This is a genomic window from Microvirga sp., assembly GCF_014699075.1.
Classification (GTDB): Bacteria; Pseudomonadota; Alphaproteobacteria; order Rhizobiales; family Beijerinckiaceae; genus Microvirga.
This window is the reverse complement of record NZ_JACXAB010000032.1, coordinates 14,602-37,200: the sequence shown is the minus strand read 5'-3', so window position 1 is coordinate 37,200 and position 22,599 is coordinate 14,602. Positions and strand designations below refer to the sequence as shown.

The following is a 22,599-nucleotide window of genomic DNA, read 5'->3' as shown; positions in this document are numbered from 1 at the left end:
GGCATGAAACGGCACCTATACACGACATAAATAAAAAGGCGAGTGCGGAGGCACCCTGCCTCGGTGCGACGATTCTGTCATCCCACCGCCTCAGGCTTCTTCACCACCACAGGCGTTCGCATGGTCACCAGTTCCTCCGCCGCCGTCGGGTGAACCGCGACAGTGCGGTCGAAATCGGCCTTGGTGGCGCCCATGGTGACGGCGATGCCGGCGAGTTGGATCATCTCGCCCGCGTCGTGTCCCATGATGTGGACGCCCACAACCTTGTCGGTGGCCTTGTCGACGATCAGCTTCATGAACACTCGGTCCTTGCCACCCGAGAGCGTCGCCTTCATGGGCCGGAAGGCGGTCTTGTAGACGTCGATCTCGCCGTAGATCGCCCGCGCGGCCGCCTCGCCGCAGCCGATCACACCGATCTCGGGTGTGGAGAAGACGGCGGTCGGGATCAGGTCGTGGTCGACCATCGTGGGCTTGTTGCCGAACACCGTATCGGCAAAGGCGTGGCCCTCGCGGATGGCGATGGGGGTGAGGTTCGCCCGGTTGGTGACGTCGCCCACCGCATAGATCGAGGGGATCAGCGTCTGCGAATAGGCATCCACCGGGATGGCCCCGACCTCGTCGACCGTGATCCCTGCTGTTTCCAGGCCGAGCCCCTTGGTGTTGGGGCGCCGTCCGGTGGCGACGAGAACCTGATCGACCATGAGGGTCGAACCGTCCGACAGAGTGGCGGCGATGCCCCCGGCGGTCTTTTCGAGGCTCGAGAGGGTCCGGCCCAGGGCCAGGTTGATGCAACGCTGGGCATAGGCCTCGCCCAAGGCCACCCGAACATCGTCGTCGAAGCCGCGCAGGAGCTTGTCGCCCCGGTGCAGGAGCGTGACCTCGCTGCCGAGCCCGGCGAAAACGCCGGCGAACTCGACGGCGATGTAGCCGCCGCCGACCACCAGGATACGCTTCGGCTGTTCCTCGAGATGGAAGACTTCGTTGGAGGTAATGCCGAGCTCGCCGCCGGGGATGACCGGCTCCAGGGTCGGATGGGCGCCCACTGCTACGAGGATATAGCGGGCACAAATGCGTGCGCCGGTCTTGAGCACATGGACTGTATGCGCGTCCTCGATCACGGCGCGGCTGTCGACGATCTCGACCCCGGCCTTGTCCAGGTTGGTCCGGTAGATGCCCTCCAGCCGATCGATCTCCCGGTCCTTGTTGCGGATCAGGGTCGCCCAGTCGAAGCGGGTCTCGCCCACGCTCCAGCCGAAGCCCTGCGCCTCATGGAATTCCTCGGCGAAGCGGCTGGCATAGACCATCAGCTTCTTGGGCACGCAGCCGCGGATGACGCAGGTTCCGCCGACCCGGTACTCCTCCGCCAGCATGACCTTCGCGCCATAGCCGGCTGCGATCCGGGCCGCGCGCACGCCGCCCGACCCGCCTCCGATGACGAAGAGATCAACATCGAATGAGGTCATGGTGCGGTCTCCGCTCAAATTCCGGTTCAACAAATCATATAGGGAATGTTGCTGGGCGGCACCGCCCGACAGCCCTGCTCCGGGCACATGGCTGCCCCCTTGCGCTGGTGTTCTTACGCCAAGGTTCAACAGCGATAAAGAAGCAAGCGCTTGCCGCTCCCCTGTTCCCTCTTTAGGGTCTGCGCAGGACGCTCTCACCAAACGTCAGCGTCAATGGAGGAAACCACATGACCCAGTTTCGCAAAGGCCTTTGGCGCGGCGCACTCGCGGCTGCAGCCGTGGCCGGCTTCGTGACATCGGCAGCAGCCCAGATGGAGCTCAAGATCATGGCTCCCGCAGCGCCGGGCGGCGGCTGGGACCAGACCGCACGCTCCATGCAGCAGGCCCTGACCCAGTCCGGTGTCGCCAAGAGCGCGCAGGTCACCAACGTTCCGGGCGCCGGCGGCTCCATCGGCATCGCCCAACTCGTGAACAACTCCAAGGGCGACGGCAATCAGCTCATGGTCATGGGCTACGTGATGGTGGGCGCGCTGCTCACCAACAAGTCGCCGGTCACCCTCGATCAGACCACGCCGATCGCCCGCCTGACCACGGAGTACGAGGCCATCGTGGTGCCGGCGGACTCACCGATCAAGAACGCCAAGGATCTCGCCGCGGCCATCAAGGCCGATCCGGCCAAGGTCACCTGGGCCGGCGGTTCGGCCGGCGGCGTCGACCACATCGCCGCGGCGCTCTTCGCCAAGGCCGCGGGCGCCGACCCGACCAAGATCAACTACATCCCCTTCTCCGGCGGTGGCGAGGCCCTGGCGGCCATCCTCGGCGGCAAGGTGACGGCCGGCATCTCCGGCTACGGCGAGTTCGAGAGCCAAGTGAAGGCCGGCAAGCTGCGCCTCATCGGCCTGACCTCGGCGAAGAAGACGGCGAATGTGGACGTGCCCTCCATCAAGGAGCAGGGCATCGACCTCGAGATCGCCAACTGGCGCGCGGTCGTGGCCGCTCCCGGCATCTCCGCCGACCAGAAGAAGGCTCTGACGGACGCCATGGACAAGATGGCGAAGTCGAAGGAGTGGCAGGAGATCCTGAAGGGCAAGGGCTGGGAGGACGCCTACGTGTCCGGCGATGCCTTCACCAAGATCCTGGCCGAGGAGCAGGCCCGCACCAAGGAAGTGCTCACCGCCGTGGGTCTGGTGAAGTCGTAAGCTCAAGCCTAGAATGATTTCGGAGCGCCGCGTTCTTGAAGCGCGGCGCTTCTTTTTTGCAGGAATTGCCATGGCCTCCTCCTCCCAGCGGCGCATCGACGTAGCAGGCCTCGTCATCGCCCTTATTCTTCTCGTCCTGGCTGGAATCGTCTGGTGGGACATGACCAAGCTCCAGATCCTGTCTCCTTACGACCTCGGCCCGAAGGTCATGCCCATCATCGTCTCGGGCTGCTTGATCCTGCTGGCCATCGGCAATGCCATCGGGGCCCTGCGCGGCGACCTTCCCGTCCGTGACAGCCTGGACTGGAAGCCGATCATCCTGATCCTCGGGGCACTGGCATGCCTGATCGTGCTGATCCGGTTCGGGGGCGGCTTCATGATCGGCACGGCCCTCCTGTTCGCCGCCACCTCGACAGCCTTCGGGCGCCGGGCTTTTGTCACCGATTTCATCATCGGCGCAGTGATCGCCCTCATCGTCTACGTGCTCTTCGCCAAGCTCCTGACCCTGTCCCTGCCGGCAGGGCCGCTCGAACGCCTGTTCTGAGGCCGCCATGGAAGCCTTCACCTCCCTCGCCGGCGGCCTTGCCGTCGCCATCCAGCCGGCGAACCTGATGTTCGCCCTCATCGGCGTTCTCCTCGGCACCGCCGTCGGCGTGCTGCCCGGCATCGGCCCTGCCCTCACCGTGGCGCTGCTCCTGCCGATCACGTTCAAGCTCGATCCTGCGGGCTCCATCATCATGTTCGCCGGCATCTATTACGGCGGCATGTATGGCGGCTCGACCACCGCAATCCTGATCAACACGCCGGGCGAGAGCGCCTCCATGGCGACGGCGCTGGAGGGCAACCTGATGGCCAAGGCCGGCCGCGGCGGTCCCGCGCTCGCCACCGCTGCCATCGGCTCCTTCGTGGCGGGCACCATCGCGACGCTGGGCCTCACGCTCCTGGCGCCCTACCTCGTCGACATTGCCGTGAGCTTCGGGCCGGAGGACTATTTCGCCCTGATGGTGGTGGCCTTCGTCACCGTCTCGGCCACCTTCGGCGATTCCCCCGTGCGGGGGCTCACCAGCCTGTTCATCGGCCTGATGCTCGGACTGGTGGGCATCGACCTGCTCTCCGGCCAGTCGCGCCTGAGCTTCGGCGTGCCGGAGCTCTACGACAACATCGAGGTCACCACGCTGGCGGTCGGCCTCTTCGCTGTGGGCGAGGCGCTCTATGTCGCCTCCCGCCGCCATATCCAGGAGGAAAAGCTCGAAGCCGTTCGCGGCTCCCTCTGGATGACCAAAGAGGACTGGAAGCGCTCCTGGAAGCCCTGGCTGCGCGGAACGATGTTCGGCTTCCCCATCGGAGCCCTCCCGGCAGGCGGCGCGGAGATCCCCACCTTCCTGTCCTACGCGACGGAACGGCGCCTGACCAAGCATCCGGAGGATTTCGGCAAAGGCGCTATTGAAGGCGTGGCGGGCCCGGAGGCTGCGAACAATGCCTCAGCCGCAGGCACCCTGGTGCCGCTGCTGACGCTCGGCCTTCCGACGTCAGCCACAGCCGCCATGCTGCTCGCCGGCTTCCAGCAGTACAACATCAATCCCGGTCCCCTGTTGTTTGCCCAGAACGCGGACCTCGTCTGGGGTCTGATCGCCAGCCTGTTCATCGCCAATGTGATGCTGCTGGTGCTCAACCTTCCCCTGGTGGGCCTCTGGGTGAAGCTGCTCACGATTCCGCAGCCCTGGCTCTATGCCGGCATCCTGGTCTTCGCCACCATGGGAACCATCGCGGCCAATCCCTCGCCGGTGGAACTCATGATGCTGACAGTGTTCGGCGTGCTCGGCTTCCTGATGCGGCGCTTCGACTTCCCGATCGCGCCGGTCATTGTGGGCCTCATTCTGGGCCCCCTGGCGGAAAGCCAGCTGCGGCGCGCGCTGTCGATCAGCCTGGGCGATCCCATGACGCTTCTGCAGAGCCCGATCTCGGCAACGCTGCTGACCATCGCCCTGCTCGCCCTCGTCCTGCCCTTCTTCCTTAAAGGTTTGGGACGGTTCAAGGCGGTGGAGGATTGATCCAACAGAAAAGGCCCGGAACTCTCCGGGCCTTTTACATTCTATGCGGTTCTGAACGCGCTTACTGCAGCTGGTGCCCGCGCTTGCCCATTTCCTCGCGGGCGCGGTTCATCACGAACTGCGCGGTCTGCTGCGTCCAGGTTGCGAGATCCCGCACGACGTCGTCGAGGATCCCCGGCTGGGTCTCCACGTACTTCTTGCCCGCCGGAGACTTGTAGAAGTCGGAGATCGTCTTCAGCTCGGCCTCGGTCATCCGGCTGGCGAAGGCCCGCGCCGCGTTGTCGACCATCTTCTGCTTTTCTTTGTCGAGTTCGGGCCGCATCTGGGCCACGACCTGATCGAGGTCGTTCTTGATCTCGGGCCGAGTCACGTTCATCTGCTGCAGCTGATCGAGGAACGGCTCGACCATGGCGTCGAACGAACGGGCCATACCGGAGCTGATCGCGACGTCGCGCGCGAGAGCCATGTGGCTGGGGCTCGGCTGGGCCTGGGCAAAAACCGGGCTGGCGAGCATGAACAGCGCGACGGAGGTCGCGGCCAGTCGGGAGGCGTTACGGATCATAGAAGTGGCTCCAATCGTCATGGTTCTGGTCAGAGCTGACCGAGTTCGACGAGCCCGTCAGCGGTGGCGAGGATCGCGCCGGTGGCCAGGCCCAGGAAAAGACCGTGCTCCACGACGCCGGGGATGTTGTTCAGCGTCGAGGCAAGCACGTTCGGCTTGTCGATGCGCTCGAGATGCGCATCGAGAATGAAATGGCCGCCATCCGTCACGTAGGGCGCGCCGTCGGCGGCATGCCGGAGGCGCAGCTCGCCGGTCATGGACAGGGAATCCAGCAGCCGGGCAATGGCCCGTTCCGTGGCCGTGAGGCCGAAGGGCATCACCTCGATGGGGAGCGGGAAGCGCCCGAGCTTCGTCACGAGCTTCGACCCGTCGGCGATGACGATCATGCGCTGGCTCGCGGAAGCGACGATCTTTTCCCGCAGCAGCGCGCCGCCGCCGCCCTTGATGAGGCGCAGGTCGTTGTCGATCTCGTCGGCCCCGTCGACCGTCAGATCGAGATCCGGGGTTTCGTCGAGGGTGGTCAAGGGAATGCCCTCACGCAGAGCCTGATCGCGAGTTGCCTCGGAGGTGGGCACACCCACGACCCTCAGCCCGCCCCGGACGCGCTCACCGATGGCCGCGACGAAATGCACTGCGGTCGAGCCGGTGCCGAGCCCCAGCCTCATCCCGTCGGTGACGATCTGGGCCGCCCGTTCGGCTGCTGCGCGCTTGAGAGTGTCGCTCACGGAGATCCTCTGACATTAAGGAGGCGCCCGGCCGGAGGGCCGTATGACCCGCCTCTAGCATGCCCGAGCGCCTGGAAGAAAGAACGTTTCACGGATGAGCAGCCCCTGGTGACTCCGCGAAGGGTCCTATGGGCGCTGCGGTGATGCCCCCGAGCCCGGACTCACGCTGGGCGTAGCCACGGGAGCGGCCGCCGAGGAGGTCGCTGCTGATGGTGTCGTCTGCGGCGTGCACACCACCCGCTCGTCGAACACGTAGCAGATGCTCATCTGCCCGGTTCGGTAGTTGACCCGGAACACGCCCCCTTCCCGCTCGTGGCGCGAGGCGACGAGCCCATATTCGCCCGGAGCCTGAGGACCGGCGCCTTCGCCTGCGCTGAAGCACAGGGTCACTCCAATTGTGCCTTCCTGGAGACCATATTGGCAGGAGCTGACCTCGCCAGTGATCCGATCGATCCTATAAATACGGTTCAGGTCGGTCTGGGGAGCGGGAACGAAATCATAGGACGCAGCCAGGGCGTGGCCGGAAAAGCCCCCCAGCGCCAAGGCTGAAAAAATCAACGCCGCGGGACCAAAGGACCGCATTCAACACTCCATTCGGTAAGAACGAATCAACCTTAGGACCTTATCATCCCGATGCTTGATTCCCTTGCCCGCAGCAGGTAGCCGACCTTCATGGCCATTGATACCCCGCACAATGTCTCGCCCATCGCCGTCTTCGACCTCGATGGAACCCTGGCAGACACGGCCGGCGACCTCGTCGGAACCCTGAACGTGATCCTTGACCGCGAAGGATTGGCGCCCCTGCCCGTCCGGAAGGCGCGCGACATGATCGGCGCGGGCGCCCGCGCCCTGATCCAGCGGGGCTTCGAGGCGGCCGGCAAGGAGCTGACGCCGGATTATCTCGACGAGTTGTTCCGGCAGTTCATGGTTCATTACGGGGAGAACATCTGCGTCCGCACCCGGCTCTACCCCGGCGTGATCGAGGCCCTCGACCGGCTGGAGGAGGCGGGGTTCATCCTGGCGGTCTGCACCAACAAGGTCGAGGAGCATTCGGTGAAGCTCCTGCAGGAGCTCGGGGTCGGCCATCGTTTCGCAGCCAATTGCGGCCGCGACACCTTCCGCTACTTCAAGCCGGACCCTCGCCATCTGACGCTCACCATCGAGCGGGCGGGCGGCCACCCGAGCCGCGCGGTGATGATCGGCGACTCGCGCACGGATATCGTGACGGCGAAGAACGCCGGCATTCCGGTCGTGGCCGTTCCCTTCGGCTACACGGACGTGCCGATCCAGAGGCTGGAGCCGGATCTCGTCATCAAGCATTTCGATGAGCTGTTCCCCGCCGTCCAGCGCCTCATGAGGCCGCTGGCGGCCTAGAGCATTGGACCCGAAAGTGGATTTGCACTTTTGGGATCGATTTAATGCTCAATCCATGGCTTGCGCTTACGCACGAGCCATCGCCCGTGCGCTTCGAGGCACACGATATCGTGAAGCTTGCTGTCAGGAAGAAAATGGTGGGCGCGACAGGGATTGAACCTGTGACCCTTCGCGTGTGAAGCGAATGCTCTCCCGCTGAGCTACGCGCCCTGACAAGGGCCTTCTAAAGGCGCAGAACCCCCGGCGTCAAGCCAAAGAAGCTGCCAAGCCGGCAAGTATTTTGTTGCATGGATCGTGGCAGCCTGACTTTAACCACCCGGTTACGACGCGGCGAGAATGTGGCTGATCGGCACTAGGATTGTGTAGCAAAATCCTGGTACTGCATGGATCCCAAGCGGGGCTGTTGCGTTGTGCAATCACAGACCCGCCATCAACGTGTTCAAACCGAGGCAATTATGGGACGCACTCGCGCTGCTCTCGCCGGGCTTGCTTGCGCCTTCGTCGCGCTTGCGACGCCGGCTGCGGCATTTACGGCCATCGATCCTCTCACCCGCCAGCCGCTCTACAGCGCCGAGGAGACGTACCGGGCGCAGGCGTCCGCGGTCCCACGGCAGATCGTGACCTTCAACGGCCGCTATGCACCGGGCACGATCGTCGTCTCCACCAGCGAACGCCGCCTGTGGTACGTGCTCGGCAATGGCCAAGCCGTCCAGTACGGCGTCGGCGTCGGCCGTCCGGGCTTTACCTGGGCAGGCACCCACTCCGTCACCATGAAGCGCGAATGGCCGGATTGGCGCCCGCCGGCGGCCATGCTCAAGCGCCGTCCCGACCTGCCCCGCTACATGAAGGGCGGACCCGACAACCCCCTCGGCGCCCGCGCGCTCTATATCGGCAGCACCATCTACCGGATCCATGGCTCCAACGAGCCTGAGACCATCGGCGAGGCCGTTTCCTCCGGCTGTATCCGCATGACCAACGAGGATGTCACCGACCTCTACAGCCGTGCCAGGGTCGGCTCGCGGGTGGTGGTTCTTCGCTAAAAAGCCACGATGAAAAGCAGAATGGCCGGGCAAGTCCCGGCCATTGTCGTTTCCGAAGCCCTCCACTGTCATTCCGGGGCCGCGCAGCGGAGCCCGACCCAAAGGGCCGCGCGAAGCGTGGAAATCCATAACCGCTGACGGTGCAGGATAAGACACAACGCTAACCGCTCTATATAGATACGTCGTGTTTATGGATTCCAGGCTCGGCCCATGGCCGCCCCGGAATGACAGTGCGATTTAGATTTTCACCGCACCCGATCCCGCGACAATCCCTTGGCGGCCAGGTCGTCGAGATAGGCCTGCCACTTCTCCCCCTGCTCCGCCCCGAGCCGGTAGAGATAATCCCAGCCATAGATCCCGGTATCGTGCAGGTCGTCGAAGACCAACTTCACGGCATAATTGCCCACCGGCTCGACGCCGATGATCGTCACCTCGCGCTTGCCCGGCACGGTCCGGCGCTCGGCAGGGCTGTGCCCCTGCACCTCGGCCGAGGGGCTGGTCACCCTCAGGTACTCGGCCGGCAGGCTGAAAGCCGTGCCGTCGTCGAAGGCGACCTGCAGGCTGCGTTTGTCTCTGGCGAGCCGAAGCTCCGTCGGCCAGCGCTCGGATGCCATGATCTCACCCTTTTCCCGGTTGCAATTGACGCTACGTGCTTGATGATGCGGATTGAAGCAAGATTCCTGTGAGCGAGAGCGTTTCCACCATGAGAGCCATTCCGGCTCAGCTTGAGACTTCCGAGAGCGGTCATTCCCTGATGGACCCCTTCGGGCGGGCCATCACGTATCTGCGCGTCTCGGTAACGGATCGCTGCGACTTCCGCTGCGTCTACTGCATGTCCGAGGACATGGCCTTCCTGCCCAAGCGCGACCTGCTGACCCTGGAGGAGCTCGACCGCATCTGCTCGGCCTTCGTGGCCAAGGGCGTGCGCAAGCTGCGGATCACCGGCGGCGAGCCCCTGGTGCGCCGGGACATCATGACCCTGTTCGGCTCCCTCTCACGGCATCTGGATTCAGGCGCTCTCGACGAGCTGACGGTCACCACCAACGGCTCGCAGCTCGCCCGGCACGCGAAGGATCTCGCCGCCTGCGGGGTCAGGCGCATCAACGTCTCCCTCGACACTCTCGACCCGGACAAGTTCCGCGCCATCACCCGCTGGGGCGATCTCGCCAAGGTGATGCACGGGCTCGATGCCGCTCAAGGAGCGGGCTTGAAGGTCAAGATCAACGCCGTCGCGCTCAAAGGCGTCAACGAGGACGAGCTAGAAGCCCTGCTCGAATGGGCCCACGGCCGCGGCATGGACCTGACCCTCATCGAGGTGATGCCGCTGGGCGAGATCGACGGGCAGCGCATCGACCAGTTTCTCCCCCTCTCCATGATCCGCGCCCGCCTCGCAGCCCGCTACACCCTGCAGGACCTGGACGACCGCACCGGCGGTCCGGCCCGGTATGTGCGGGTGAAGGAAACCGGCGGGCGGCTCGGCTTCATCACGCCGATGACGCACAATTTCTGCGAGAGCTGCAACCGGGTGCGGGTGACCTGCACCGGCCAGCTCTTTATGTGCCTCGGCCAGGAGGATGCGGCCGACCTCCGGGCGCCGGTGCGCGCCTCCGAGAGCAACGAACTCCTCGACCGCGCCATCGTCGATGCGATCGCCCGCAAGCCCAAGGGGCACGACTTCATCATCGACCGGCGCCACTCCCGCCCGGCGCTCAGCCGCCACATGAGCGTGACGGGCGGTTAGGCTGCTTTTCTACTGCCGCCGTTAAGTACTGAGACAGCCTGTCATTTGACTGTTCAGTATTTTCAAGTGATATCGAGCCGGATCATCTGGGCTGGGCTGCCGTGAGCGCATTGGGGTTTGGACGAAGACTGGCGATTGCTGCCGGGCTGCTGCTCGGGCTGGGCATGGGTCCCTGCCTGTCGCAGGCACAAGCGCCCGCACCGCAGCCGGTGATCCGCGTCGCCATCGAGGGCGCCTACCCGCCCTTCAACTTCATCGATCCCAACAACGAGCTGCAGGGCTTCGAGGTTGATCTGCTCAAGAGCCTGTGCCAGGTCATGAAGGCCCAATGCGAACTCGTCCAACGCGAGTGGGACGGCCTCGTGCGCGGCCTGCTGGACCGGGACTACGATGCCATCATGTCGTCGGTGGAGATCACGGAGCGGCGCAGGAAGCGCATCGCCTTCTCCGATCCCTATTATCGCGTCCCGGCCATCTTCATCGGATCGAAGGAGACGGCGCCCGGCGAGGTTTCGCCTGTGGCCCTTGCCGGCAGGACCATCGGCACCACGGACCGCAGCGACCATGAGACCTATCTGAGAGAGTTCTACAAGGACTCGCATATCGAGGTGTATGCGAAGGCCGACGAGGCCAATCTCGACCTCCTGGTCGGGCGTCTCGACGCGGTCTTCGGCGATAAGCGCCTGCTCACCCGCTTTCTCGAATCCCGCGAGGGGAGCTGCTGTCACGTCCTCGGCGATACCCCCAAGGAGCCGGCTTACCGGCACCAATCCTACGGCATCGGCCTGCGCAAGGAGGACGAGGCTTTGCGCGAGCGGTTCAACCGCGCCATCGCCGAGGTGCAGGCCAACGGCACCTATGACGGGATCCGGGCCAAATATTTTTCCTTCGACATCAAGTAGTGCCGTTTGACCCAAGCGCCCTCACTTCCTAGAACCGAGAAGGATTTTAGGGAGCGGACGATGGCGAAGGTTGCATTCCTCGGACTTGGCGTGATGGGCTATCCCATGGCGCGTCACCTCAAGGACAAGGGTCATGAGGTGACGGTCTACAACCGCACGAGCGCAAAGGCGGACAAGTGGGTGTCCGAGAACGGCGGGCGCGCCGCCAAGACTCCCCGCGAGGCGGCCGAGGGCCAGGAGATCGTCTTCGCTTGCGTGGGCAACGACGACGACCTGCGCCAGGTGACGCTCGGGGCCGACGGCGCCTTCCACGGCATGGGCCGGGGCACCATCTTCGTCGATCACACCACCGCCTCGACCGAGGTGGCGCGCGAGCTCTACGCCGCCGCCCAGGAGAAGGGCTTCGCCTTCATCGACGCTCCGGTCTCGGGCGGACAGGCCGGCGCGGAGAACGGCGTTCTCACCGTGATGTGCGGCGGCGACGCGGAGCCTTACGGGACGGCCGAGCCGGTGATCATGAGCTTTGCCCGCGCCTGCCGGTTGCTGGGCCCCACCGGCTCCGGCCAGCTCACCAAGATGATCAATCAGATCTGCATCGCGGGCCTCGTGCAGGGTTTGGCCGAGGGCATCCATTTCGGCAAGAAGGCCGGCCTCGACATCGAGGCGGTGCTGGAGGTGATCTCGAAGGGCGCCGCCGGCTCCTGGCAGATGGAGAACCGCGGCAAGACCATGAACCAAGGCAAGTTCGACTTCGGCTTCGCCGTCGATTGGATGCGCAAGGACCTGTTCATCGTGCTAGGCGAGGCGCGCAAGAACGGCGCCAGCTTGCCGGTCACGGCTATCGTCGACCAGTTCTACGCGGAGGTCCAGAAGATGGGCGGCAATCGCTGGGACACGTCGAGCCTGATCGCCCGGCTCGATAAGTAAGCAGCCGACTGATTGCCCATCAAAGCAAAACGCCGGAGCCCCAAAGGTCCGGCGTTTTGCTGTCTTGGGTCAGCGCTCCTGCGGACAGGGTCGTCCAGGCAGGCAGCGTTGGGCCCGATTGTCGCCTCCTTGGCGCCGTGGCGCCTCGAAGGAGGGCCGGTCACGGGACGGCCTGTCCATGTCCCGTCCCGGACGGGGCTGGTCGAAGCCTCTCGGCGGCTCGCGGACAGCCCGCTCCGCTCGCATGGGAGCCTCCATGCGGGGCATCGGCCTCGGCTGGAAGGCGGGTGCTTCCGGTCGCTCGACCCGGCGGGGTGCGGGACGCTCCTCGAAGAGCGGGCGGGCACGCCGTTCAGCCCGCTCGATGTCCCGAGGCGCGACGTCACGGAACGGGCGATCCGGGCGCGGTTCATCGCGCAGAGCAGGCCGTTGCGCGCGGGCAGGCCTCTCCTCCCGGTCCGGCCTCTCCAGGGATGCTGGCCGCTCAAAGCGCCGACGGGGCGCCGCTTCATCTTCGTCACGACGGGGGCGGCACTCCTCGATCTGAGGCAGCCCGACCATGGGCGCCCGCTCGATCCTCTCCGGTGCGGCCCTCTCGGGCCGGTTGCGCGGGTCCCGGCGCTCGGGCTCACGGGCAGCCCTGTCCCGATCCGGGCGCTCGCGCTCGATCTCGATCCGCGGCCGGTCCGGCCGCGGCTGGCGCGGCAGGATCTCATCCGCATCGAGCCGCGGGCGCGCGGCGCCGCGGACAGGAGCCTCGGGCCGGATGTCTTCCCAGTCGCGATCACGCCTGTTGGGGCGCTGATCCCTCTGCCTGTCGAGGCGCCCCGCGGCCTCGTCGGCATCCGGCCTGATCGGGCGCGGACGCTCCTGCCCGTCGCCGATCAGCGGAATGCGACGCGAGGGAATGCGGTCCGGCCGCATGCGCGGCGGCTCGCCGGGACGAACATCCCTGCCCTCGCGCGGGGCTCTCGGACTGACCGAAACCGGGATCGGCTCGAGGGGCGCAGCAAGACCGGGCTGCCGCGGCACGCGGGGCCGTTCATCGCGCAGGTTGCGGCGCGGCCCTGGGAGAGGCTCATCGAGGCGATCGAAAATGTACGGAGCCCGCACGGGAATGGCGACCGGCCCCCTTGGGGTTCTCGGAGCGATCGGCTGGTAGAAGTAGCGGGGCGGACGCGCCCGGTAAGGCACGGGGAACGCAGACGGGATCGGCAGGATGCCGGCCATGATCGGCGGCGGCGGCGGCTCGCGGATGATGGTGATGAAGTCCTCGTCGTCCTCGTCCCATCTCGGCAGGAGATAGGCCGGCAGGCGCGGCGCGGGCACCTCGCGGATGATGGTCACCACCTCGACGACCTCGATCCGCTCCAGTCCCGGAAGGGGCGGAGGCAGATCCTCGTAGATCACCTCCTCGAAGACGGCCGGCGGAGCATAGGGCGCGGACAGGCGGGCAAGCCTGCGCCGGCAATCCGGCGCGTGCGGGCCGTTGGGGTAAGCACGAAGATAGGTCCAATAGGCCTCGCGCGTGTTGCGCGTGACGGTCCGGCGCCAGATGGCAGCCTCGCGGCGGGCGGAGAGCAGCGCCGTTACGCGGCGGGAGAGGCGATGATCGGGGTAGCGGCGCAGGAAGGCCTGATAATCCTGGATCGTGTCGCGCTCGACCGCGATGGCATAGGCCTCCTCGGCGGGCACCTCCTCGATGCGGCGCACCTCGCGCACCAGCGGCGCGGCAGTGGCCTCAGCCTGCTCGAAGAACACGAAGGAGGAATCGCCGAGGTTGGCGGAATGCCAGGGGATCTGCAGGCCGTTCGTGGTCTCGTGCACCCGCAGGCGTGTGCGGGCGAATACCCCGTCCAGGGGTAGGCCCGGCTGGCGGATCATCTCGGCCAGGGCCGTGGCATAGGGGCCATAAGGACCGGCTCCATCCGTGGCGACGATGTTGGGCGCCGAGGAGAAGGCCATCAGGAAGCCTGAGGGAGGCTCGATCAGGGCCAGCCCCTTGGCGATGGGCTCGCCCGTGGAGCCGAGCGCGTAGTCCCGCGCCATGTCGGCCACCACCACCCTCGTCCGGGCCGGGCTCTGCTCCAGGGAGCGGACGAGGTCGGAGAGGCGGAAGCCGTCGATGGCGATGTCCGCGTCACGCTGGATGCGGGCGTCGACCGGCAGCAGATAATTGTCGCCTTCGAGCTGGACTGCGTGCCCGGCAAGATAGACCATGACCGTGGAGCCAGGCTCCAGCCCCTCGACCTTGTCGAGGAAGTCCCGCACGAGGCTGCGCAGGTCGTTGGTGTTGAGATCGCGACCCTGGACGACCTCGAATCCGGCGCTGGTGAGGGTCTGGGCGATCAGGCCTGCATCGTTCGCGGCGGTGGCAAGGTTACGTCCCTCATAAGCGCCCTGCCCAACCACGAGGGCGAGACGATCCTGGGCATAGGCGCCGGAGGCCTGACCGATGGCGGCCGCCAAGGCAACAGCGGCAAAAACGACGGCACGTTTCAGGGAAAACACGGTTCAAGCCCCTCTTCGACCCACTTCTGCGGGATCATGGGAGGAGAATAAGGCCAAGCCAGTTGAATGCACCGTGAACAAACCGGGACGATCAGTTTACGTCTAACCTCCTATCCTCATCCTGAGGAGCAGCCACCAGGCTGCGTCTCGAAGGAGGCTCCAGTGCACTCTGGAAGCTCCTTCGAGACGGATTGCTCACGCAATCCTCCTCAGGATGAGGCCAGAGGAAAAATTTAAAGGGGAAGGAAGTGCAAACTCACCGTCGCGTCATGGTGAGATAAACCACGAAGGCGCCGATCGCGACCGCAAGGCCCATGATCGCCATCTGCCGGGCCTCGCCGGTGAGGGCCGCGTCGCGGTACATCTGCGAGAGCCGCTCGGCGCGCTCGGGATCCCGCGATATGAACAGGCCGATCACGATGCTCAACGTGGCGAGGCCGAGAATCCAGTAGGTGGGGCGCATGGCTGTTCCCTCAGCGTCCCTGGAAACGCGGGGCGCGCTTCTCACGGAAGGCCGCGACACCCTCCATGAAGTCGTCGCTCGACCCCGCCTCGGCCTGCAGCTTCGCCTCGAGCTTGAGTTGGGCCTCCAGATCGTTCGAGAGGCTCTGCGCCACCGCCTGCTTGGTCAGTTGGTAGGAGAGCCCCGGACCGGCTGCGAGCTTGGATGCGAAAGCCGCCACATCGACCGCGAAGGAGGAATCCTCGAATACCTTGTAGACGAGGCCCATGCGCTGCGCCTCCTCGGCGGGAACGGATTCGGCGCTGAGCATGAGGGCGAGCGCGAGCTTGGGACCGATCAGCCGCGGCAGGATCCAGGTGCCGCCGGCATCGGGGATCAGGCCGATCTTGGCGAAGGCCTCCTGCAGGTACGCGGAGCGGGCCGCCACGACGATGTCGCAGGCGAGCGCGATGTTCATGGAAGCCCCGACGGCCGGGCCGTTGAGAGCCGCGATGACGGGCTTCGGATAGTTTGAAAGCCTGAGGATCAGCGGGTTGTAGTCCCGCTCCAGGGCCGGTCCGAGGTCGAGGCGTCCCTCGGCGTCGCGCGTGAGATCGACCGTCAGGTCTTGACCCGACGAGAAGGCTCGCCCCTCCCCGGTCAGTACCACCACGCGCACGGTCTCGTCCCGCTCGCATTGATCGAGCGCGTCGCGCAGCTCGGCGTGCATGGTAGCGTTGAACGCGTTCATCTTGTCGGGTCGCGCGAGGGTGATCGTCGCGACGGTTCCGTCGACGGTGCAGCGCAGGGTCGTCGGGCTCATGCTGTCCGGGCTCCTTATCGTCGGGCTCGAACATAGAGCATCGCACCCGAAAGTGGACACCACTTTCAGGGCTTAACCCGGTTCAGGTTGTGGAGTGATCTAGAAAACGGATGACTGAAGCGTCTCGGACCGGGCCGTCAGGTCGCTCTCCAGGGCTGCGCGGCTGTGGGTTTCGCCGGCTCTCCTGATCTCGTAGCGGGGCTCTTCGCCGCCGGACGGCAGCAACTTGGTGACGACGAAGTCTCCGGTCCATGAGGGACTCATGAGGCGCTTGCCCGTGAACGTCACGTGCTGGCCACAGGCATAAAGATAATCGGACAAGGTAAACTCCTTCGGGACATGGCGGCAGGCGACGAGGCTTTCAGTGGCTGAAGAGGCGAGGCTGTTCGTTCCGGTGCTTCGCCCTTCGTGGCAGGTTCATCCAGGGAACAAGGTTGAGGTCTGCAGGGTCATTCCCATAGGGAAAGTCGAGCGGGCCGGACATCTCCGCATCTCGAAAGGCCCCGATGGACGATGCAATCTGGCTGAGTTCATCCTCACTGGGCACGCACTCATAGGCGCGAACCGTAGAGCCGCTTGGGGACCCAGCAAAAACATGGCCGTTCTGGTGATATGGAATGAATGTCATGGAATTACCTGATCTATATCAAGTGAACACCTCGCAAGACTGATCGTTCCAAATATTGTCCTGAATACTAGTAATCTTCCCTACCATGCCGATGTATATCACAGGCTTTATCTTTAAATTTATTATCTGCTCATTCAAAGAAGTTCACGAACTTCTCTCTGCAGCGTCGGCAGCAATTCGGCCTCGAACCAGAGATTCTTCTTGAGCCAGCCGTTGTTGCGCCAAGAGGGATGCGGCAGGGGCAGGATCCGGGGCTTTTGCGGATGGCTGAGGATGCCGCGCCAGCGCCTCACCGTTTCGGTGAGGCCGTCTTTGAAGTTCTCGCCGAGGTGCCAGGCCTGGGCATATTGGCCGATCAGCAGAACGAGATCGAGGTTGGGCAGAGCCTGAAACAGGGGCTGGCGCCAGGCCTCGGCGCATTCCCGGCGCGGCCCGAGATCGCCGCCCTTCGCATCCTGCCCCGGAAAGCAGGATCCCATCGGCACGATGGCGACCCTGGAGGCGTCATAGAACGTCTCCTCGTCCATGCCGAGCCAATCGCGCAGCCGGGTTCCTGAACGGTCGGCGAATGGGATGCCGCTGGCATGCGCCCGGGTGCCGGGGGCCTGACTGGCGATGCACAGGCGCGCGGTGGCGCTGCCCTGGATGATCGGGCGCGGCTCGTGCGGCAAGGCCGTGCCGTAGCGCGGCGCATCGCGGCAGATGCGGCAGGCCCGCAACTGCGCGGCGAGATGGTCGAAATTGGCAGAAGAACTCATCTCTCACAGATGGGAATTCTGAGGCTCTATATCGAAGCGACCTTTTGAGGCGGATCAAGGCAGGCCTGATTGGCGCCGCCTAAAAGCATTGCATGATCGACCTTCTCACCTTCGTGCCGGCCGTGGCCGCCATCCTGGCGACGCCGGGCCCGACCAACACGCTTCTGGCCAGTTCGGGCGCGCAGGCGGGTTTCCGGCGCTCGTTGCCGCTGGTTCCGGCAGAACTGTGCGGCTATGCGCTCGCCATCGCTGGTTGGGGCCTGTTCCTGGAGCCGGCCTCCGCCGCCCTGCCCTGGCTGAAGCCGGCCCTTCGGCTCGCCTGCGCGGCTTATCTGATCGCCGTCGCCTGGGGCCTTTGGTCGAAGGCGGGAGGGGCGATGAGCGGATCGGGCTTCGGCACGCGCCGGGTCTTCACGGCGACGCTGCTCAACCCGAAGGCGCTTCTGTTCGCGGCCGTGATCTTTCCCGAGACGGCCTTCGCGACGTCGGCTGCTTTCCTCCAGGCCATCGGCGTCTTCGCGGCCGTGATCGTGCCCATCGCGCTCGCCTGGATCGGCTTCGGATCGGCCCTGTCGCAGCCGGGGTTCTTCATCCGGCCGCAGACGGTCCAGAGGGGCGCGGCCCTGGTCCTTCTCACCTTCTCAGCCTCGCTCGGAGCGGCAGCCCTCGGCTGAGATCAGCCGCGCGAGGCCTTGTCTCTGCGCCAGTCCTGCGGCCGCTCGAACTCGCCCTCCCAGAGCCCCACGCCGCGATCCTGAGCGCGGGCTTCCTCGGCGTCGTAGTCGCGCCCATAGGAGACCGCCCAGCCGCTCGCCACCATCTGCGTGCCGATGTCATCGCCGTCGACGGTGCAGCGGGCAAGGATGCGCTGATAGCGGTCGCGGCCGGCGGCGCGGCAGCGGACATTCTCACCGGACACAAGATCGATCAGAGCCCTTCTGGCCGTCTCGCCGCAGGCATAGGAGCGGCCGGCCTTGGAGCAGCGCTGCTCCATCTCGGGCGCGTCGATTCCCTTCAGGCGAATGCGCGCCTCGCCGATGCGGATCGTGTCGCCGTCAGTCACCTGAGCCCGGCCCTCCAACGAGCGCCCGCTCGGTTCCAGCACGACCGCAGCCCCGCCGGCGAGGGCCAGCGCCACGACAAGCGAGGTGATGCCGCTCCGCCCGGAGCGGCGGCGTGGAAACTTCACGACAGGCGCTCGGAGACTCCCGCCTGCCCGAAGGTGGCCATGTCGCGATGGACCGCAGCGGCGGCCTTCACGAGGCCGGCCGCCAAAGCCGCACCGGATCCTTCGCCGAGGCGCATGCCCAGCGCCAGAAGCGGGATCTTGCCGAGGCGGGCGAGCACGTCCTGATGCGCGCCTTCGGCGCTGAGGTGGCCGGCGATGCAGTGATCGATGGTCGAGGGATGGATGGCGTGGAGGATGGCCGCGGCAGCGGTGGCCACGTAGCCGTCGAGCACCACCGGGATCCGCTGCAGCCGCGCGGCGAGAATGGCCCCCGCCATCGCGGCGATTTCGCGTCCGCCGACGCGGCGCAGCACCTCAAGCGGATCCTTCAGGTTGTCGCCATGATAGGCAATCGCCGCCTCGACGGCCGCGACCTTGCGCTTCAGGCCCTCGTCATCCACGCCCGTGCCGCGCCCGACCCAGTGCTCGGCCGGCCCGCCGTACAGCGCCGTGTAGATCGTTGCCGCGACGGTGGTGTTGCCGATGCCCATCTCGCCGATGGCGAGAAGGTCCGTGCCGCCGGCAATCGCCTCCATGCCGAACGCCATGGTGGCGACGCAGGATTTCTCGTCCATGGCATCGGCCTCGGTGATGTCGCCGGTGGGCATGTCGATGGCGAGATCGAACACCTTGAAGCCCAAGCCATAGGCGGCGCAGATCTGGTTGATGGCCGCGCCGCCTGCCGCGAAGTTCTCCAGCATCTGGCGGTTCACGTCGGAGGGGAATGCCGACACCCCCTTGGCGGTTACCCCGTGGCTTGCCGCGAACACGCAGACGAGGGGACGGTCGACGCTCGGCGTGGGCTTGGCCTGCCAGGCGGCGAGCCACTCGGCGATCCATTCCAGGCGGCCGAGGCTGCCGGCGGGCTTGGTGAGCTGCCCGTCGCGCATCCGCACGGCCTCGACGGCGGCCTCGTCCGGACCCGGCATGGTCGTGATCAGGCGGCGGATATCGTCGAAAGGTGAGGACACGGCATCAGACATGGAGGGCTCCAGCCCGCAAGGGCATTGCAGAACGCGAAGAGGCGTGACCTATAACGGCCCATACACGCGGGGTGAAGCATGTCGGAGCAAATTGGACCGGGTGAGGCGGCACCCATGAGCGCGTGGCAGACGGCTGCCATCGACCTAGCCCATTGCGTTCGCTTCTATTCCCGCCTTCCGGTGCCAGCTCTGCCCTGGGAGCAGGACGCCCATGCGCCGCCGAGCTTTCCGCGCCTACTGCGCATGATTCCCGTGGCGGGCCTCGTGCTCGGCCTCCTGCCGGCCGCCGTGCTGGGGCTTGCCCTGCTCATCGATCTCGGCCCCTGGCTTGCCGCGACCCTGTCGGTCGCCGCCATGGTGCTGACCACCGGCGCCCTGCACGAGGACGGCCTTGCCGACACCGCCGACAGCATCGGGGGCACCACCCGCGAAAAGCGTCTGGAGATCATGCGCGACAGCCGGATCGGCGCCTTCGGCGCCTCGGCCCTGTTCCTCTCGCTCTCGCTCCGGATCGGCGCCCTGGCGGCCCTGGCCTCGCGCGTCGACGGCGGAGCCGTCGTGGCGGCGATCCTCATCACGGCCTCCCTGTCCCGCACGGCGGGCCTGATGCCTCTCGTGTTCCTGGCCCCGGCTCGTCGGGATGGGATGTCCCAGTCGGTCGGCCAGCCGGCGCGGAGCACCTTCTGGCGGGTGGCCGGGATTGGCGCTGCGCTGACTGTTGTGCTGGGCGCGCTCGGTGGCCTGCCGGCTGCCGGCATTCTCCTGATGCTGATGCTCTCCGGCCTCGCTGGCCTCGCCCTCACCCGCTTCGCGGAGCGCCATCTCGGTGGTCAGACGGGCGACATCGCTGGCGCCGCGCAGCAGGTGGCGGAGATCGCCGCGCTGATCGGCCTCTTGACCGTTCTTCCCTCGTAACAACATGAAGAGAAGTGCTTCCACTGACGTGGAATCGCTTCTCGTTTTTGCATGGCCGCGCTTTCTGGCGGCGGACCGGACCCACTTCGCCGAAAAGCGCTCTCAGATGACCCGTGTTTCCAGCCCCTGCATCCGCGTCTGCACCCTCGATTCAGAGACGGGCCTCTGCGAAGGCTGCGGCCGCACGCGCGAGGAGATCACCCGCTGGTACCGCATGCCGGAAGAGGAGCGTCAGCAGATCATGGCGGGGCTGCCGGAGCGCATGCGGCAGGCCTTCGCCCTTGAATCATCCTTCGCGCCGGAATCGGACAAGGCGGAGTGATGCCCGGCATTCGCGGAGCGGGACTTCTTCTCCTGATCGGCGCCCTTGTGGTGGGGCTCTTCGCCGAGGATCCCATCGGCGAGTTCTCGGCCATGGAGGCAGCGGGCCTTCTGAGCCTTGCCGGCCTCTCTCTCCTCATGGCGGCCTCCATCGTGGAAGGCTTTGCGCGGCACTGGACCTATGGGGTGCAGTCCATTGCCGTGAGCGGCGGCATCCTCATCGCCCTGCTCGTGACTTACGCGTCCCGTGAGGAATTGCAGACCGTGCTCGACCGGGCTATCGGCGACATCGCTGTCGGGCGCACCGTCACCACAGCTGAAGGCGAAGTGGTGGCCGCGCGGCGGATGGATGGAAGCTTCCTGGTGCAGGGCGAGGTGAACGGCCGCGAGACCCGCTTCATCTTCGACACGGGCGCCAGCACCGTGGTCCTGCGGGCCGAGAACGCCGCAGCCCTGGGCTTCAAGCCGGAGACGCTGAACTACTCCGTGCCCGTCTCGACCGCCAACGGCGCAGCCCTGGCCGCGCCTGTGGTCATCGAGAGCCTGACCGTCGGGTCGATTACGGAGCGCAATGTCCGCGCGCTCATCGCCCGTACGGGCGTGCTCCACGCCAATCTGCTGGGCATGAGCTTCCTCGAGCGGCTTGGGTCGTACGAGGTGCGGGGAAACAGGCTGATTTTGCGGGCCAAGGAAAGCGCCGGCTAAAACTCGTCGTCCCGGACGGCAGAGCCGATCCGGGATCGTGCGCAGAATGAGGCGCTGGTCTCCCTCTCCCTGAGGGAGAGGGTTGGGGTGAGGGGTTACAGGCCTATCCGGAGAAGGCGGCGCCCCCTCACCCGGTCCTGCGGTCCGACCTCTCCCACCGTGAGAGGTAAAGCGGAGCCACACTCCTCACGCGATCCCGGATCGGCTAACGCCGTCCGGGATGACGCCTTTCTACTCCGCCGCGCTGAGCCGAGCCTCCAGGGCCGCCGTCTCCCGCGACACATGCGCCACCGCATCCCGTAGCGTCTGCAGGTTCGCGCCCGGCTTCACCGCCTCCGTCGCCAAGTGACGGCGATAGGCGCGCGCGCCGGGGCGGCCGGTGAAGAGGCCGAGCATGTGCCGGGTGATGGTGTGCAGGCGCTCGCCCTTCGCGAGTTGCTCGGCCACATAGGGCTCATAGGCTTCGACTGCTTCGAAGCCATCGGCCACCGGGGCCGCCCCGCCGTAAAGCTCGGGGTCCACAGCGAGCAGGATTTCGGGCTCGTGATAGGCCACGCGGCCGAGCATCACGCCGTCCACATGCTTCAGGTGCTCATGCACCTCGGCAAAAGTCTTGATGCCGCCATTGATGGCGATCGGCAGATCGGGACGCGCCTGCTTCAGGCGATAGACCCTGGGGTAGTCGAGAGGTGGGATGTCCCGGTTTTCCTTCGGGGAAAGCCCCTGCAGCCAGGCCTTGCGGGCATGGACCGTCAGCTCGTCGCAGCCGGCCGCCACCACGCAGTCGGTGAGGCGGTTCAGGGCTTCTTCCGTGTCCTGATCGTCGACGCCGATCCGGCACTTCACCGTCACCGGCAGGCGCACGGCTGCCTTCATGGCCGCCACGCATTCGCCCACGAGCTTCGGCTCCTGCATCAGGCAGGCGCCGAAGCGGCCGTTCTGCACCCGGTCGGAGGGGCAGCCCACATTCAGGTTGATCTCGTCATAGCCGAACTCGGCGCAGATCCGAGCGGCCTCCGCCAGATCCTTCGGATCGGACCCGCCAAGCTGCACGGCCACCGGATGCTCCACGTCGCTGAACCCGAGAAGCCGCTCCCGCGGCCCGTGAATGACCGCCCCCGTGGTGACCATCTCCGTATAAAGCCGCGCCCGGCGCGACAGGATACGATGAAACGCCCGGCAATGCCGGTCGGTCCAGTCCATCATGGGGGCCACGGTGAAAAACTTCTGGGTCATGTTCAGCAAAACTGTCGGGCAGCAATCTGGGATCGGCCCTCTCATATGGGGATGACCGGCTCAAG

25 protein-coding genes and 1 tRNA gene are annotated in these 22,599 nt (G+C 65.9%); 12 read left to right on the top strand and 14 right to left on the bottom strand.

Annotated elements, in window-relative coordinates:
• Nucleotides 1-77: 77 nt before the first annotated feature.
• Nucleotides 78-1,463 carry a glutathione-disulfide reductase gene (gene gor / locus IC232_RS24335; protein ID WP_190847544.1) on the bottom strand — a complete coding sequence of 462 codons (1,386 nt, stop codon included), beginning with the start codon at nt 1,461-1,463 and terminating at the stop codon, nt 78-80.
• A 227-nt stretch (nt 1,464-1,690) separates the two neighbouring features.
• Between gor and IC232_RS24330 the strand changes: the two genes are divergently transcribed.
• The 3 genes from IC232_RS24330 (at nt 1,691) to IC232_RS24320 (ending at nt 4,713) form a co-directional block, all read left to right on the top strand.
• The gene (locus tag IC232_RS24330; RefSeq protein WP_190847543.1) at nt 1,691-2,662 is read left to right on the top strand and encodes a tripartite tricarboxylate transporter substrate-binding protein; all 972 of its coding nucleotides are present in this window, start codon (nt 1,691-1,693) and stop codon (nt 2,660-2,662) included.
• Nucleotides 2,663-2,732: 70 nt separating this feature from the next.
• Nucleotides 2,733-3,206: a tripartite tricarboxylate transporter TctB family protein gene (locus IC232_RS24325; protein ID WP_190847542.1), complete on the top strand. Its 474-nt coding sequence runs from the start codon at nt 2,733-2,735 to the stop codon at nt 3,204-3,206.
• Nucleotides 3,207-3,213: 7 nt separating this feature from the next.
• The gene (locus IC232_RS24320) at nt 3,214-4,713 is read left to right on the top strand and encodes a tripartite tricarboxylate transporter permease (RefSeq protein WP_190847541.1); all 1,500 of its coding nucleotides are present in this window, start codon (nt 3,214-3,216) and stop codon (nt 4,711-4,713) included.
• Nucleotides 4,714-4,774: 61 nt separating this feature from the next.
• On the opposite strand, the gene IC232_RS24315 is transcribed toward IC232_RS24320, so the two are convergent.
• From IC232_RS24315 to IC232_RS24305, 3 genes are all read right to left on the bottom strand, one after another.
• Complete coding sequence (locus IC232_RS24315) at nt 4,775-5,275, bottom strand: DUF2059 domain-containing protein (protein WP_190847540.1); 501 nt, start codon at nt 5,273-5,275, stop codon at nt 4,775-4,777.
• 29 nt (nt 5,276-5,304) lie between these two features.
• Nucleotides 5,305-6,000, bottom strand: coding sequence for a ribose-5-phosphate isomerase RpiA (gene rpiA / locus IC232_RS24310; protein ID WP_190847539.1), 696 nt, complete (start codon nt 5,998-6,000; stop codon nt 5,305-5,307).
• A 126-nt stretch (nt 6,001-6,126) separates the two neighbouring features.
• Entirely contained in the window at nt 6,127-6,582 is a 456-nt protein-coding gene (locus tag IC232_RS24305; RefSeq protein ID WP_190847538.1) for a hypothetical protein, read from the bottom strand.
• Between the two features lie 90 nt (nt 6,583-6,672).
• Between IC232_RS24305 and IC232_RS24300 the strand changes: the two genes are divergently transcribed.
• Nucleotides 6,673-7,374, top strand: a complete 702-nt coding sequence (locus tag IC232_RS24300; protein WP_190847537.1) for an HAD family hydrolase — start codon at nt 6,673-6,675, stop codon at nt 7,372-7,374.
• Nucleotides 7,375-7,509: 135 nt separating this feature from the next.
• On the opposite strand, the gene IC232_RS24295 is transcribed toward IC232_RS24300, so the two are convergent.
• A tRNA-Val gene (locus tag IC232_RS24295) sits at nt 7,510-7,584 on the bottom strand.
• A gap of 245 nt (nt 7,585-7,829) precedes the next feature.
• On the opposite strand from IC232_RS24295, the gene IC232_RS24290 reads away from it, so the two are divergent.
• Entirely contained in the window at nt 7,830-8,414 is a 585-nt protein-coding gene (locus IC232_RS24290; protein WP_190847536.1) for a L,D-transpeptidase, read from the top strand.
• Nucleotides 8,415-8,659: 245 nt separating this feature from the next.
• On the opposite strand, the gene IC232_RS24285 is transcribed toward IC232_RS24290, so the two are convergent.
• On the bottom strand, nt 8,660-9,028 hold the full coding sequence (locus IC232_RS24285) for a gamma-butyrobetaine hydroxylase-like domain-containing protein (protein WP_190847535.1): 369 nt from the start codon (nt 9,026-9,028) through the stop codon (nt 8,660-8,662).
• Between the two features lie 89 nt (nt 9,029-9,117).
• Here IC232_RS24285 and moaA point away from each other — a divergent pair, with 89 nt between their 5' ends.
• The 3 genes from moaA (at nt 9,118) to IC232_RS24270 (ending at nt 11,984) form a co-directional block, all read left to right on the top strand.
• The gene (gene moaA, locus IC232_RS24280; protein WP_190847554.1) at nt 9,118-10,155 is read left to right on the top strand and encodes a GTP 3',8-cyclase MoaA; all 1,038 of its coding nucleotides are present in this window, start codon (nt 9,118-9,120) and stop codon (nt 10,153-10,155) included.
• Nucleotides 10,156-10,256: 101 nt separating this feature from the next.
• The gene (locus IC232_RS24275) at nt 10,257-11,057 is read left to right on the top strand and encodes a transporter substrate-binding domain-containing protein (RefSeq protein ID WP_190847534.1); all 801 of its coding nucleotides are present in this window, start codon (nt 10,257-10,259) and stop codon (nt 11,055-11,057) included.
• 6 nt (nt 11,058-11,063) lie between these two features.
• Nucleotides 11,064-11,984 (top strand): NAD(P)-dependent oxidoreductase, encoded by a 921-nt coding sequence (locus IC232_RS24270; RefSeq protein WP_281413425.1) that lies wholly within the window; start codon nt 11,064-11,066, stop codon nt 11,982-11,984.
• Nucleotides 11,985-12,053: 69 nt separating this feature from the next.
• On the opposite strand, the gene IC232_RS24265 is transcribed toward IC232_RS24270, so the two are convergent.
• The 5 genes from IC232_RS24265 to IC232_RS24245 all read right to left on the bottom strand — a co-directional run bounded on the left by IC232_RS24265 (nt 12,054) and on the right by IC232_RS24245 (nt 17,146).
• Nucleotides 12,054-14,495, bottom strand: coding sequence for a caspase domain-containing protein (locus IC232_RS24265; protein ID WP_190847532.1), 2,442 nt, complete (start codon nt 14,493-14,495; stop codon nt 12,054-12,056).
• Between the two features lie 256 nt (nt 14,496-14,751).
• Nucleotides 14,752-14,958, bottom strand: coding sequence for a hypothetical protein (locus IC232_RS24260; RefSeq protein ID WP_190847531.1), 207 nt, complete (start codon nt 14,956-14,958; stop codon nt 14,752-14,754).
• Between the two features lie 10 nt (nt 14,959-14,968).
• The gene (locus tag IC232_RS24255; protein ID WP_190847530.1) at nt 14,969-15,760 is read right to left on the bottom strand and encodes an enoyl-CoA hydratase-related protein; all 792 of its coding nucleotides are present in this window, start codon (nt 15,758-15,760) and stop codon (nt 14,969-14,971) included.
• 99 nt (nt 15,761-15,859) lie between these two features.
• Nucleotides 15,860-16,081 (bottom strand): hypothetical protein, encoded by a 222-nt coding sequence (locus tag IC232_RS24250; RefSeq protein ID WP_190847529.1) that lies wholly within the window; start codon nt 16,079-16,081, stop codon nt 15,860-15,862.
• Between the two features lie 441 nt (nt 16,082-16,522).
• Entirely contained in the window at nt 16,523-17,146 is a 624-nt protein-coding gene (locus IC232_RS24245) for a uracil-DNA glycosylase family protein (RefSeq protein ID WP_190847528.1), read from the bottom strand.
• Nucleotides 17,147-17,238: 92 nt separating this feature from the next.
• On the opposite strand from IC232_RS24245, the gene IC232_RS24240 reads away from it, so the two are divergent.
• A complete protein-coding gene (locus tag IC232_RS24240; protein WP_190847527.1) occupies nt 17,239-17,820 on the top strand; it encodes a LysE family translocator in 582 nt (193 codons plus the stop codon).
• Nucleotides 17,821-17,822: 2 nt separating this feature from the next.
• Here IC232_RS24240 and IC232_RS32560 read toward each other — a convergent pair whose 3' ends face one another.
• Nucleotides 17,823-18,335, bottom strand: a complete 513-nt coding sequence (locus tag IC232_RS32560; protein ID WP_190847526.1) for a thermonuclease family protein — start codon at nt 18,333-18,335, stop codon at nt 17,823-17,825.
• Nucleotides 18,332-19,357: a nicotinate-nucleotide--dimethylbenzimidazole phosphoribosyltransferase gene (gene cobT, locus IC232_RS24230; protein ID WP_190847525.1), complete on the bottom strand. Its 1,026-nt coding sequence runs from the start codon at nt 19,355-19,357 to the stop codon at nt 18,332-18,334. Before cobT ends, IC232_RS32560 begins: the two co-directional genes overlap by 4 nt.
• A gap of 114 nt (nt 19,358-19,471) precedes the next feature.
• Between cobT and cobS the strand changes: the two genes are divergently transcribed.
• From cobS to IC232_RS24215, 3 genes are read left to right on the top strand one after another with little or no spacing between them, the layout of a single operon-like run.
• A complete protein-coding gene (cobS, locus tag IC232_RS24225) occupies nt 19,472-20,272 on the top strand; it encodes an adenosylcobinamide-GDP ribazoletransferase (protein ID WP_190847524.1) in 801 nt (266 codons plus the stop codon).
• Between the two features lie 28 nt (nt 20,273-20,300).
• Complete coding sequence (locus IC232_RS24220; protein ID WP_312895229.1) at nt 20,301-20,594, top strand: DUF1289 domain-containing protein; 294 nt, start codon at nt 20,301-20,303, stop codon at nt 20,592-20,594.
• Nucleotides 20,594-21,298 (top strand): TIGR02281 family clan AA aspartic protease, encoded by a 705-nt coding sequence (locus IC232_RS24215; protein ID WP_190847523.1) that lies wholly within the window; start codon nt 20,594-20,596, stop codon nt 21,296-21,298. The genes IC232_RS24220 and IC232_RS24215 overlap by 1 nt, the downstream gene beginning before the upstream one ends.
• A gap of 231 nt (nt 21,299-21,529) precedes the next feature.
• Here the strand turns inward: IC232_RS24215 and dusA are convergent, their stop codons facing one another.
• Entirely contained in the window at nt 21,530-22,534 is a 1,005-nt protein-coding gene (gene dusA, locus IC232_RS24210; RefSeq protein ID WP_190847522.1) for a tRNA dihydrouridine(20/20a) synthase DusA, read from the bottom strand.
• Nucleotides 22,535-22,599: the final 65 nt, after the last annotated feature.